The sequence below is a fragment of the Obesumbacterium proteus genome (genome assembly GCF_001586165.1).
GTDB lineage: Bacteria > Pseudomonadota > Gammaproteobacteria > Enterobacterales > Enterobacteriaceae > Hafnia > Hafnia protea.
This window is the reverse complement of record NZ_CP014608.1, coordinates 1608316-1620914: the sequence shown is the minus strand read 5'-3', so window position 1 is coordinate 1620914 and position 12599 is coordinate 1608316. Positions and strand designations below refer to the sequence as shown.

At 49.9% G+C, this 12599-nt stretch carries 14 protein-coding genes and 1 pseudogene; 2 read left to right on the top strand and 13 right to left on the bottom strand.

The genetic code is table 11. The features are described from left to right. Window positions 1–3: 3 nt before the first annotated feature. The 10 genes from DSM2777_RS07470 to DSM2777_RS07425 form a co-directional block, all read right to left on the bottom strand. The gene (locus DSM2777_RS07470; protein WP_061553571.1) at window positions 4–897 is read right to left on the bottom strand and encodes a PTS system mannose/fructose/sorbose family transporter subunit IID; all 894 of its coding nucleotides are present in this window, start codon (window positions 895–897) and stop codon (window positions 4–6) included. Continuing rightward, window positions 887–1678, bottom strand: a complete 792-nt coding sequence (agaW, locus tag DSM2777_RS07465) for a PTS N-acetylgalactosamine transporter subunit IIC (RefSeq protein WP_046458914.1) — start codon at window positions 1676–1678, stop codon at window positions 887–889. Before agaW ends, DSM2777_RS07470 begins: the two co-directional genes overlap by 11 nt. A gap of 12 nt (window positions 1679–1690) precedes the next feature. Beyond that, a complete protein-coding gene (gene agaV, locus DSM2777_RS07460; protein WP_061553570.1) occupies window positions 1691–2173 on the bottom strand; it encodes a PTS N-acetylgalactosamine transporter subunit IIB in 483 nt (160 codons plus the stop codon). A 17-nt stretch (window positions 2174–2190) separates the two neighbouring features. Continuing rightward, window positions 2191–3369, bottom strand: coding sequence for an SIS domain-containing protein (locus DSM2777_RS07455; RefSeq protein ID WP_025800285.1), 1179 nt, complete (start codon window positions 3367–3369; stop codon window positions 2191–2193). Further along, entirely contained in the window at window positions 3366–4682 is a 1317-nt protein-coding gene (locus DSM2777_RS07450; protein ID WP_061553569.1) for a D-tagatose-bisphosphate aldolase, class II, non-catalytic subunit, read from the bottom strand. The genes DSM2777_RS07455 and DSM2777_RS07450 overlap by 4 nt, the downstream gene beginning before the upstream one ends. A gap of 42 nt (window positions 4683–4724) precedes the next feature. Further along, window positions 4725–5498, bottom strand: coding sequence for a transcriptional repressor AgaR (gene agaR / locus DSM2777_RS07445; RefSeq protein WP_043495353.1), 774 nt, complete (start codon window positions 5496–5498; stop codon window positions 4725–4727). Window positions 5499–5974: 476 nt separating this feature from the next. Then, window positions 5975–6439, bottom strand: coding sequence for a YehS family protein (locus tag DSM2777_RS07440; protein WP_025800288.1), 465 nt, complete (start codon window positions 6437–6439; stop codon window positions 5975–5977). Window positions 6440–6568: 129 nt separating this feature from the next. Further along, the gene (locus tag DSM2777_RS07435) at window positions 6569–7021 is read right to left on the bottom strand and encodes a PTS sugar transporter subunit IIA (RefSeq protein WP_061553568.1); all 453 of its coding nucleotides are present in this window, start codon (window positions 7019–7021) and stop codon (window positions 6569–6571) included. Between the two features lie 241 nt (window positions 7022–7262). Continuing rightward, complete coding sequence (locus DSM2777_RS07430; RefSeq protein ID WP_061553567.1) at window positions 7263–8033, bottom strand: ABC transporter permease; 771 nt, start codon at window positions 8031–8033, stop codon at window positions 7263–7265. Further along, the gene (locus tag DSM2777_RS07425; protein ID WP_061553566.1) at window positions 8030–8977 is read right to left on the bottom strand and encodes an ABC transporter ATP-binding protein; all 948 of its coding nucleotides are present in this window, start codon (window positions 8975–8977) and stop codon (window positions 8030–8032) included. The genes DSM2777_RS07430 and DSM2777_RS07425 overlap by 4 nt, the downstream gene beginning before the upstream one ends. Before the next feature lie 353 nt (window positions 8978–9330). Here DSM2777_RS07425 and can point away from each other — a divergent pair, with 353 nt between their 5' ends. Then, the gene (gene can, locus DSM2777_RS07420; RefSeq protein WP_025800292.1) at window positions 9331–9981 is read left to right on the top strand and encodes a carbonate dehydratase; all 651 of its coding nucleotides are present in this window, start codon (window positions 9331–9333) and stop codon (window positions 9979–9981) included. Between the two features lie 88 nt (window positions 9982–10069). Here the strand turns inward: can and DSM2777_RS07415 are convergent, their stop codons facing one another. Continuing rightward, window positions 10070–10438 carry a DNA-binding protein gene (locus tag DSM2777_RS07415; RefSeq protein WP_061553565.1) on the bottom strand — a complete coding sequence of 123 codons (369 nt, stop codon included), beginning with the start codon at window positions 10436–10438 and terminating at the stop codon, window positions 10070–10072. A 422-nt stretch (window positions 10439–10860) separates the two neighbouring features. Between DSM2777_RS07415 and DSM2777_RS07410 the strand changes: the two genes are divergently transcribed. Beyond that, window positions 10861–11169: a hypothetical protein gene (locus DSM2777_RS07410; protein ID WP_061553564.1), complete on the top strand. Its 309-nt coding sequence runs from the start codon at window positions 10861–10863 to the stop codon at window positions 11167–11169. A gap of 58 nt (window positions 11170–11227) precedes the next feature. On the opposite strand, the gene hpt is transcribed toward DSM2777_RS07410, so the two are convergent. Together hpt and DSM2777_RS07400 are read right to left on the bottom strand one after the other, a co-directional pair. Then, on the bottom strand, window positions 11228–11764 hold the full coding sequence (gene hpt, locus DSM2777_RS07405) for a hypoxanthine phosphoribosyltransferase (protein WP_025800295.1): 537 nt from the start codon (window positions 11762–11764) through the stop codon (window positions 11228–11230). A gap of 220 nt (window positions 11765–11984) precedes the next feature. Continuing rightward, window positions 11985–12589, bottom strand: a pseudogene (locus DSM2777_RS07400) (nitroreductase family protein). Window positions 12590–12599 lie beyond the last annotated feature (10 nt).

The following is a 12599-nucleotide window of genomic DNA, read 5'->3' as shown; positions in this document are numbered from 1 at the left end:
TCCTTAAAGGAATCCAATAAACTTGCCAACCACGCCAAATAACACCGTTAAACCAATCAGTTTCACCGGTGAAAAACCGCGTTTCATTAGCCAAAACACCAGCAGCGTGAAGCACAGCGGCAAAAGATTGGGCATCAGCTTATCTAGCACGTCTTTCTGGAGCGCTACGCTGGCTTTACCGGCATGCATAACTAACGGCGTTGAGAGATGAACGTACGACGCCACCAGCGCCCCGATAACCGTCATCCCAACAATTGACGCCGCATGAGATATCTTTTTAGTGTGGGTTTTTAGCAACGCCAACGCGCTGGTGCCTGCATGGTAGCCGTAGTGCGCTAGCCCGAAACGCAGGCCAAAATGCACAATGTTGAACATCAGCAGGAAGACAATCGGCCCAAACAGGCTGCCCTGAAGCGCTAACGAAGCGCCGATACCGGCACAAATTGGCAGCAACGTGAGCCAAAACAGCGCATCCCCAATGCCGCCCAGCGGCCCCATCAGCGCCACTTTGACCGCTCGAATGGTGGATACCTTTTCTTTGCTGCCTTCCATTGCCAGCACGAGGCCGGAAAGGAATGTCACATCGAAGGGATGCACATTGATAAATTCCATGTGCATTTTCATCGAGTTCGCCAGATCCTGAGGATTCTTGTGGATCTTGCGCAGGCCAGGGATCAGGGTATACAGCCAGCCGCCCGCCTGCATACGTTCATAGTTGAACGACGCTTGTAACAGCAGAGAACGCCACGCCATGCGATTTAGATCTTGCTTGGTCAAGGCTTCCGCTGGCGTACTGTCGATATAATCGTCTTGCTCAACTTGGCTAGTCGCCAAGGCCTGCGCCATACGCTGCTCGGCTTTGGCCGCCATCACAGCTTCGTTGTCATTAAATCCCATCTTCCATCTCCTGAGCATGAGTCGAAGAAGAAGGCGCGTTAGTCTCGCCGTCTTGTTCGTTGCGGGAACGGTTAAAGAAGTCGATCAACGCGATGGCGAATGCGCCCAAAGCAACGGCGATAATCGGCATATTGAGAAAGGTCACGGAAATAAAACCGAGGATGAAATAAGCCACATAGGTCTTTTTCATCATGATTTTCATCAGCAGTGAGAAACCGATGGCAGGCATCATTCCGCCCGCAACGGCCAGCCCATCCAGCAGCCACGTTGGCGCTTTCTGCACCATCGCACTGGCGGCGTCGGCACCGAAGTAAACCGGCAAGAAGGCCACAATGAAGTAGAAGCAGAACAGGATAGCAATGCCGAGATAGTTCACGCGCTCAATGCCGCGCCAGTTGAGCTCTTGTACCATTTTGTCGCACTTGTGCATCATCGGCGAAAACGCCGTAAACAGCAGCGTAATACAGCCCTGCACCGCGATAGCAAAAGGCACCGCAATGCCTATCGCCACTTTGGGATCGGCATGGGTCAGAATGGCAAACGCAGTACCAATAACTCCGCCAATCACCACGTTTGGCGGCTGAGCCCCCGCCAGCGGCACCATTCCCATCCAAACGAGCTCTAATGAACCACCGACCAGCAGGCCGGTTTGAACATCGCCTAAAATCAGCCCGACCAGCGGGCCAATCACCACCGGACGATGGAAATGAGTCAGACCATCGAACAGGTCTACCCCCGCCAGTCCGGCTAATAAGCCAATCAATAACGCATCTGTAAACATGGTTTACTCCGGTTATGCTAAGAGTTTGGCAATGGATTCACCGGACTCATCCGGCACGCGCCGAACCTCACAGGTGATACCCAGTCTCTCCAGTTCGCGAAACGCCGCCGTATCGCTGTCATTCACGGATACGGTTTTGTGTATCTGCCGTTTTCCCTCGGCAAAGTGCATATTGCCAACGTTGACGAAGTTGATTGGCACTCCGCCTTTCACCAACGTGAGAACATCCTGTGGGGTTTTGCATACGATGAAAATTTTCTGCCGATCGGCCGCTTTACGAATCACGTCGATGGTTTTTTCCAGCGTGAAATAGCGGGTTTGAACGCCTTCCGCCACCACCATATCCATCAGGTTTTGCTGTACCGGATCGGCTGCTGCGGCGTCATTGGCAACCAAAACCAAATTAGCCCCTAGCGTATTTGTCCACGTCACACCTACCTGCCCGTGAACTAATCGGTTATCAATGCGGGTCATTAAAATATTCGGGGTCGACATGCTCCACTCCTGACTTGTTATTTTGCTAAATGAGTGTTGATGGAACGAACTGCGGTAAACGGATAGATTTCCACCCCCTTCACCACACGGTTGACTTCCCCTGTCGGGCACGGGTTATCTGGCGTCATGCCCAGTGCCAAAGACGTTTCAAACGCCAACATCTGCAAATACATCAGATAAGGAAATAGCAGCCAGATATCATCCAGATCGCTATCGAGTACGGTATGGAAATCTCCCGGCGTACCGCTCAGCGCCACGATCTGCTTGGCCAGATCGTCATGGCGTAGTTCACGCAGTAAATCAGCATCGTAGCGGTGGCAATAAGCTTCGGAAGACATCATCAGCAGCACCAGCGTGTCGCCATCCACCATGAATTTCGGTCCATGGCGCACGCCCATTGACGAGTCGTAGCGTGTGGCAATCCGCCCTGCGGTGAGCTCAAGCATCTTCAGCGCGGCTTCCTCGGCAATACCGGTAAAACAGCGCCCGCCTAATACCATCGCGCGCTTGAATCCGCTGTTCGCCAGCGCTTTTACCTGCTGTTGCCAATGCTGTTGTTCACGGCTACACAACGCAGTCATCTGTTGTAACGACGGTGCGCTCTGCGCCAGCGTTAACGGCCCTAGCAGCAGCACGGTGGCCAGCGTCATGCAGCTAAAGCTGGAGGTCATGGCAAAACTTTGATCGTGTGACCCCTGAGGCATGATCAGCGAGCAGACATTGCGTCGCCCTTCTGCGTAGCGTGCCAGTGCTCCATCAGGGTTACAGGTCAGCATTAAATGGTGGCAATGCGGCAATATCTGATCGGCTAAGCGCACGGCCGCAACGCTTTCAGGGCTATTGCCTGAGCGTCCGTAGGACACCAGCAACGTAGGGCGTTCAGGGTCGAGATATTGCAGCGGCGAAGGCACAATATCGGTCGTACCATAGGCCACTACGTCCAAACCACATTGCTCACGCAGCCAAGGAGCCAGCGCTCGCCCAACAAACGCCGACGAACCCGCGCCGCACAACACAATTTGCAGAGTAGGATCGGCCAATAGCGGCTGCAAAAATGGCTTCCAATATCCCTGACTCTCGCTCAACTCATCGTGTAGCTGTTGCCACAGGCGTGGCTGCTGGTCGATTTCACGCGCGGTATGAAGCGCATGGTGCTCATGCAGCCATGCTTCAGAATAGGAAAACAGCTCACTCATGCTAAGGCTCCTTGCGCCTGAGATTGGATAGTTTCAGCCTTGGGTTCACAGGCTTCGGCGTAGCTCAAAAGCACCCGCTGTATTTTGTCTAGAACCCACTGCTGTGGATCTTTATCTAGCGTTCCGGCGTTCAACGCCTGTGCCTGCTCGGGGAGATACTGGCTGAGCAGCGCCATCGGCACCGGATGGCTGCGCAGATTACTCATCAGTAAATCAACGGCCTGCTGTACCTGAGGATGAGGCCAGTAATAGCGAACGCGATCGCTGAGGCTGTACTGGCGATCGATAAATTGTTGGTGTGGCGAACCGTGGTAATAGCGATTCCACTGCTGCGGCTGTTCGCGCATCACCTGCTCCAGCGTGTCGCGTAGATGTGCTGCTTTAAGCTCACCGTTCCATTCACGATCGATACGATCGAGAGCAAACAGGGCTTCACGCAGCGCAAAGGTTAAGGCTGGACCGACTTTTAAGATCGCAAAGTGATCGCGCACCAGCTCGCGATAGGCGTGCGGCGTTTGGTAGTCGGTGGAATGGGCTTCATAAATCATATGCGGCTGGCTTTCGATAAACTGGCTCAGCGCCTGTGCTTTTTCCGGCTGATAATGCACCACGCTGTGGTGGTCAAACTCAACGCCCGGCTGTACGACTAGCGCAATCACTCTTTCCCATACGCTGTCCAGCCCAGCCTTGTGCCATGCCTTTTGATGAATATCCAGCGTCGCCGCCGCGGCCTGTGGCGTGGTGACCAGCATACCGTCCATATCTTCTTGAGCACCGCCGGGAACCGGAACTTCGGTGCCAATCACATACACCGGACGTTCACCGCCCACCTGCTGCCACGCGTTCTCTGCCACCGCACAAAGACGAGCCGCACGCGCAGCAACTTCCATATCCCCCAAAGGAGCGGGATCGCCGAGGCATGACATGGAACAATCAAGATGGATCTTGCGAAAACCGGCGCTGACGTAATCGTGGATCAGCGTTTCCGCGAGCTGCATGGCTTCATCAGCGCGGCGATCCTGCCAAGCATTGGGCCCGAGATGATCGCCGCCTAACCATACCCGTTCGCGTGATAACCCAACGCGGTCGGCCTGTGCCCAAACCGCATCACGGAACTGCGCGGGAGTCATACCTGTATAGCCACCAAACTGGTTAACCTGATTTGAGGTTGCTTCAATCAAGACCGCGCTGTGGCGGGCTTTCGCCAGCAGTAAAGCACTTTCTAATACCCACGGATGCGCGGAACAGACCGAATAGATCCCCACCGCCTCGCCCGATTTATGGCGACGGATAAGCTGTAATAAAGGCTGCATGATGTCTCCATGCAGGCATATTTAATCGATCAAGGATGTCGATCAGTCGTCGGCAATAATCACTTCTACGCCGAGTTCTGTTAATGCCCGCTTGTAGTTGTCGGGGATCCGGCTATCTGTGATCAGCCGGTGGATCTGACCGGCCTCACGGATCATGCAGAAGCTTTTGCGACCAAATTTGCTGGAGTCCACCACGGCGATAATTTCATGTGCCACCTCGCACATCACGCGATTGAGGTGAGCTTCGCCGGTATGTGGCGTGGTTATTCCTGCTTCCAGGTCAAACCCATCGACGCCAAGAAATAAGGTATCAAAGCGATGTTGACGCAATTGCTGTTCTGCAGCCGGACCGTAGAGCGAATAGGAGTTCTGACGAACGCTTCCACCCAGCACCATCACTTCAATCCGTTCAAACCCCGCCAGTTCATAGGCAATGTTCAACGCGTTAGTCATGACCACCAGATCGCGTCGCCCCTTGAGGTGCGGCGTAATCTGCGTGGTGGTCGATCCAGAATCTAAAATCAGCGTATCGCCGTCTTTCACGTACTCTGCCGCTTTAGCAGCGATACGCGATTTAACGTCGCGGTTCATGCGCCCTTTATCTTGCAAAGGCCGATCAAACGCGAATTGCTGATTAAGCATGGCGCCGCCGTAAGAGCGCAGCGCACAGCCTTTTTGTTCCAGATAACGCAGGTCGTTACGGATGGTGACGCTTGACACCCCAAAGCGCGCGCTGAGAGGTTCAACGCGCACGCTGCCCTCGTGGCACAACAGGTCAATAATCTGTTCGCGGCGTTTTACGGTATCTAACGTCATATCCATGACTCCTTGGAGTGTGGTGTTTAAGTCAAGAAGCTTTCGCTCTCTTTCGAATGCATTACAGCAAAGGCAGTGAAGTGAAATTGTGATCGCGGTTACAGCCTACTTTTTGGGCAAAATAGGCCAAAAAACCTTTCGATGTAAAATACAGTGAAAGACAAACAACGAAACAACGAAGAGGGAAATTTGTGAGTTGAATAGCTATCTGGCGCTTCTCACAGAAAAAAATACTCATTGAGAAACGAAAGCAGGCCCTTTTGAAGCGAAGACTTAAGATTATATTTAGTGAAGTGATGATGATCACATTTCGAAAAGTTAGCGATTAATTCGCACCTATTTTACTGGCTGAGTTTCACTACTAAGAACGTAATTTATGGGCAGGCAATATTGAAGTACAAACGGGGTGTTAACGCGGGGGATAAAAAAACCGCTGCAACGGCAGAACCGTGAGCGGTTTTTTAACGCTGTGAGAATTAGCCTTTACGCACGCGCGCAGCTAAGCCTTTCAGGAAGTAACGCAGCAGTTGATCGCCACATTCACGGTAGTGTTTGTGACCGTCGGCGCGGAAAATCGCGCTCAGTTCGGATTCAGTAATCGCGAAATCTTGAGACTTTAAGATCTCAATAATATCCACGGATTTCAGCTCAAATGCCACGCGCAGTTTTTTCAGAATAATGTTGTTGGTGATACGACGTTCAACTTTTGGCGCAGGATATTTTTCGTCTTTGCCACGTTTGAAGAAGATCAGACCATTCAGGAAATAGCCCATCACGACGTCAGGACAAACCTTAAAGCCTTCTTCACCTTCTTTGGTTACGAAGCTCGCCATTTCTTCCAGCGTCACCTTGGTGTCGGCCAGAGCTAAGATGCTGATCATTTTCTCGTTATTCAGATTCAGCATGTAGCGAACGCTGCGTAAAACATCATTATTCATCATTACCGGGTACATCCTCTCGATTTTAGTTCGCAAAAAGCGTCAGGGCGCATTATAGAGATATTCTGTGCTTCACGTTGAAGAAATCGTCATCCGTTTGCATTGATGCCTCTACGCCGACACTTTTGACCGCTAATTCTCGACGTTACAGGCCTCCGAACTCCGCATCATCAACGTTGGGTGGCGATTTTGCTCGTGCCACAAGCTGGTCGCTTGCCCACGCGTTAACTCTAATGCTCGGTCGCGAAACTCAGAAGCAGTGAGCCCCCCACGCTGAGGGAACAGTTGAATCATGGCACCTAAGCTGATTCCCACCACCACTTCGCATTTAGAGTGCTTATGGCTCATCAACGCGGCGCTACGAAACGGCGCCGCGCCTAAAATATCGGTAATAAACACCACGCCATCACCGCTGTCGGCGGCGTGTAACGCATCGCACATCATCCGGCTGAGCATATTGGTGCTCAGCCAATCAGTGTATTCCACGCTGATACATTGCTCTGGCAGCGCCCCCAGCAAATGCTTGAGTGATTTTAGCGTGCCACTGGCAAAGCCAGTATGTCCTGCTAAGACAATCCCTAACATGCGCGTTCTCCCCTTGCTGCTTGATACGGCATCCTGCCGTTCGTCGCCATGATAAATAGTAAAATCTGCTGCTGGCGTTTAGGAGCAAGCATTCAGATTAGTCTCACAAGTATTAGGGTTTATCAGGAAATGGCGTTCGCCGCAGCAAACATAATCAATGGCGATGCAGGAGTGTGAGATAAGGCAGAAATGGTGCTATTTAAAACAAAAAAGCCCCCGTCTTCACGGAGGCTTGAGGCGATTAGGAACGCAGACCGCGCCCACGTTCAATGAGATACCACGCCGGCAGATAGAACACCACGATAAACGCCAGCAGAACCACGAAGGTAAAGATAAGCGGCACATCGTTAATGCCTAAGAACCCAAAGCGGAAGCCGCTGATCATGTAGACGATAGGGTTCAGCTTGGATACCGCCTGCCAGAAAGGAGGCAGCAGGGTCAGCGAATAAAATACGCCGCCCAGATAGGTCAATGGCGTCAGCACAAAGGTTGGCACCAGGCTGATATCGTCAAAGGTTTTGGCAAATACGGCGTTCAACAATCCGCCCAACGAGAACAGAATCGCGGTACACAGCAGCGTTGCCGCCACAATGCCCCAACTGTGAACATGGAATGGCACGAAGAATAATGATACCAGCGTCACCAGAATTCCTACGCAGACGCCACGCGCCACGCCACCGCCGACAAAGCCAGCGATGATCACATGCGTTGGCACCGGCGCAACCAGAAGCTCTTCAATGTTGCGCTGAAATTTCGCGCTGAAAAACGACGACGCCACGTTGGCATAGGAGTTAGTGATCACCGACATCATGATAAGGCCCGGCACGATAAACTGCATGTAATCAAAACCATGCATTTCGCCGATGCGAGAGCCAATCAGATTGCCAAAAATGATGAAGTACAGCGTCATGGTAATGACCGGTGGCACCAACGTTTGGATCCAAATTCGGGCAAAACGATGAACTTCTTTGGTCCAGATACTTTTCAGCGCGACCCAATAGAGTGCGTTCATGCCTTTTTCTCCGTATTCACACGCGGTTTTTCATCATGGTCGTGGACTAAGGTCACGAACAGCTCTTCCAAACGGTTGGCTTTGTTACGCATGCTCAACACCTGAATTCCCTGCGCGCTTAGCTGGCTGAATACGCCATTCAAACCTTGCTCACGCAGCACTTCAACCTCCAGCGTTGAGGTATCACGCAGGTGGTGCTTATAACCGTCAAGCTTCGGCAATGGACTTTTCGCCGCCAAATCCAAAATGAAGGTTTCAGATTTCAACTTTGAAAGCAGCTCTTTCATCGAGGTGTTTTCGACCAGCTCACCGTTCTGAATAATGCCGATGTTGCGGCACAGCATCTCCGCTTCTTCCAGATAGTGCGTGGTCAGAATAATGGTGGTTCCCTGAGCGTTGAGCTCTTTCAAGAATCCCCACATTGAGCGACGCAGTTCGATATCGACGCCCGCGGTTGGCTCATCAAGAATCAACAGTTTTGGCTCATGCATCAGCGCACGGGCAATCATCAAACGACGTTTCATACCGCCGGAAAGCATGCGCGCACGTTCGTCGCGTTTTCCCCAGAGATCCAGCTGCTTGAGGTATTTCTCCGCACGAATCAAGGCATCTGAATGCGTGACGCCGTAGTAACCCGCCTGATGCACCACGATCTGCATCACCGTTTCAAACGGGTTGAAGTTGAACTCCTGCGGCACCAAACCCAACTGGCGTTTAGCATTAACGATGTCACGGTCGATGTCATAACCGAACACGTTGACCTTACCGGAGGATTTATTCACCAAGGAGCTAATAATGCCGATGGTGGTCGATTTCCCTGCGCCATTTGGCCCAAGCAGGGCATAGAAATCGCCAGCCTCAACCTGTAAATCAATACCGCGCAGCGCCTGCACGCCACCCGCATACGTTTTGGTGAGCTGGGAAAGTTCCAGTGCGTTTGTCATTATGATTAGCGTACCTTTGCGCCTGAGCTATCAGGCTTTTTTTAGAACGGTTCCAAAACAGTAATCAGTGGAAACCGTCAATAATCGGGATGTGAACGTTGACCGAAGAGTGCCTATTTTACATAGCCATAACAGTATTAGCTACCGTATTTACGGCATATAGGCACCTGATGCTAAGATGCTTTTTGAGGAACATTTGCATAACTTAATGTTAACGGATGGTAATTTTTTCAGGGAATAACGCCGTTATTTTCTATGCCATTTTTTACTGAAGACACTGTTCCGATTTCAAAACTGTGACGATTAGCCTATATTAACCATCGCAAACCGCATGTTACAGACGATTAACCTCAATGAAAGAAATCGAAAAACTTATTGCGAATAACCATGCATGGTCGGATACCGTGAGCCAGGAAGACCCAGAATTTTTTGGCCGTCTTGCTCAATCACAGCGTCCGCGCTTTCTATGGATTGGTTGTTCTGACAGCCGTGTACCGGCTGAACAGTTAACAGGGCTGGAAGCTGGCGAACTCTTCGTTCACCGTAACGTTGCCAACCTCGTTATCCATACCGATTTGAATTGCCTGTCGGTTGTTCAATATGCCGTCGACGTATTACAGGTTGAGCATATTATTATCTGTGGCCACTTGGGCTGCGGTGGGATAGAGGCTGCGGTCGAAAATCCTGAGCTTGGGCTGATCAATAACTGGCTGCTGCACATTCGCGACCTGTGGTACAAACACAGCTCGCTGCTGGGCGAACTCCCACCAGAAAAACGCTTGGATACCCTGTGCGAACTGAACGTGGTTGAGCAGGTCTATAACCTCGGCCATTCCACCATCATGCAATCAGCATGGAAACGTGGACAAAAAGTGATGATCCACGGATGGGTTTATGGTCTGAAAGATGGCCGCCTACGCGATCTGGATATCACCACTACGAGCCGTGAAACTCTCGAACTGCGTTATCGCAACGCCATGTCTACCCTGCTGCAACAAGGCTAATTAGACACCCGCGTGACCACACAACCGCTGACGTCCTTAAGTGATAACAGCGGTTGTGTTTCCTTTCCAGTAGACCTCGCCGACATCTCTAACGTAACGTTAATGACGACGCCAATCGAAAAAACACCGCATTAACACCTTCTAATAACGCCAGCTCAACGAGTTTTTTACGTTGCAGCAACGGTATTTTTTCACACACATCGTCCCATAGCTTTGCCCCAGTGCTTTCGTCATTCGGTTGAAGCCGATAGTACGCTCTCGTTTCGTTTAGCTGATGCAAATGCAGCACCTCTTTAACCTCTTCTGGCAGGCTATCGATATGGTATTCAATCGTTTTTCCATCGCGCATACGCCTTACCCATTCCGATTTTCTGGCATGAGAATGCAACCCCTGCGGTGTGGTGGGCAAAGGCGCTATTTCGGTGAGTTGTTTCGCCGTAAACCATTCTGATTCCATGTTCGCTTCCTCTTCAAGGGATAACTCGATATCCGCATTAATAGAAATTGCTGTAACAGAGATTAGTAATAACACCTTTTCTTAAAATTGATAATTTAAGAATGTTTTATAGAAAATTAACGATTAAATTAAATCATAAAAACAAACTGCCAATAAAAAATAAAACATTCACCCTACCAATCAATACAAATAAATATAAGCACAGCGCTTTCCTTTGTATCGTAATTTAATCTTAAATCACTTTTAATTAATATTTATTATTGCTAAATTACGCATCCACAATGCAACAAAAAAACAACATCCATAGGATGTGGATAATAGTGCAAACACACTTATGCTTTTAGTTTTGTTATTTAGTTAATAAATAAATTAACGCACCTAGCAATGGAAGGCTAAATACTCAATAACCGCTATTTGAGGTAATGATGAGCCTATATCGTTCATTTCTTTTTTTAACCACCGTTGTTACGTTAATGTTCTCGGCCCATACCCGCGCAGCTGATGGGATCATCCATTTTACCGGCAGCGTGGTTGATAGTGATTGTCATATCAGCCAAATACAGTCATCGTTTCAGGCAAGCTGTTACCGAAATGGAAAAGCGTTCAGGCAGACCACGACAATTAATGAAGCGAATGGAAAGGTATTTTTACCTGAGAATCTTGGCTGGACTCAAATTGAGCCAGTGGATGAAGAGAAGAATTTAAAGCTTCTTACCATTAACTATTATTAAATAGCCTAAACAAAAACGCCGTCAAAAATGACGGCGTTTTTTGTATCAACAAACTAACTTATTCGTCTAACATGACAACCTTGCCGATATAAGGCAAATGACGATAGCGCTGAGCATAGTCAATGCCGAAACCGACCACAAATTCGTCAGGAATAGCAAAACCGACATACTCAACCGGCACATCAACTTCGCGGCGGCTTGGTTTATCTAACAAGGTACAAATAGCCAAAGATTTAGGGCCACGCAGAGCAAATAATTCACGTACTTTGCTCAGGGTATTGCCGGAGTCAATAATATCCTCAACGATCAATACGTCTTTTCCGCGAATATCTTCATCCAAATCTTTCAGGATTTTAACGTCACGGGTGCTATTCATGCCGTTGCCATAGCTAGACGCGGTCATGAAATCGACTTCATGCGGAACATCAATCTGGCGGCAAAGATCAGCCATAAACATAAAGGAACCACGTAGCAAACCAACCAGAACCATCTCGCTGCCGCTATCACGGTAGTCTGCTGAAATCTGACGGCCTAGTTCAGCAATACGCTGACGCACTTCCTGTTCAGAGATCATTACTTCAACTGTATGTTTCATCGCTATATACCTTTAGACCGAGTCCTGTAAATCGTTCTTTCATCTCTACCAACCCGTCATCATAACGCCAAAACGTACCGAGTTGCCGCATACATATAGGCACTATTTAATGATGAGAGGAGGAGTGGAGTGTTTAAGGGCGCAGAGTATAGCAAGGTAATAGAGCGCCGTCATGGGCAGCGCTCTACTCATCACCTACATAAATAATTTTACTGGGAAATTAAAAACGGTCGGTTTTAACAATTTGCTCAAACGGCAACTTGCCGATACGAGGATACGGCTGGCTCACACCTTTGCCGATCGCGATCATCAAGCAAATTTCATACTGTTCTGGTTTATTGATAATTTTACCCACGGCGTCGAAATCAAAACCATCCATTGGGCAGGAGTCATATCCATGCGCCTTAGCAGCCAGCATCAGCGTTTGGGCAAAGATACCCGCGCTGCGCATAATTTCGTCGCGCTGGGTCTGCGCTTTGCCACGGTAGTAGCTATCCACGGCAGGCACCATATATTGCTGTACAGGCTCGGCGGCTTCTGCCCAAATGTTTTTTACCTGAGACTCCCAACTTGAGAGATCGCCGCACAGCACAACCAGCATCGACGCATCGGTAACCTGAGCTTGGCCCCATGCCGCTTCACGAATTTTCTCACGCTGGGCGCGGTCTTCAATCAGCAATGGACGCCAATGTTGCAGGTTAAACGCACTTGGCGCATTTTGCAGCGCAATATTCAGCAGCTCTTTTTTTCTTCTAAAGTCATGACATAACCAGCATCAAACTGCTTGGTCGCACGGCGTTGTTGGATCACTTCGATAGCATTCATTTTCAATTCC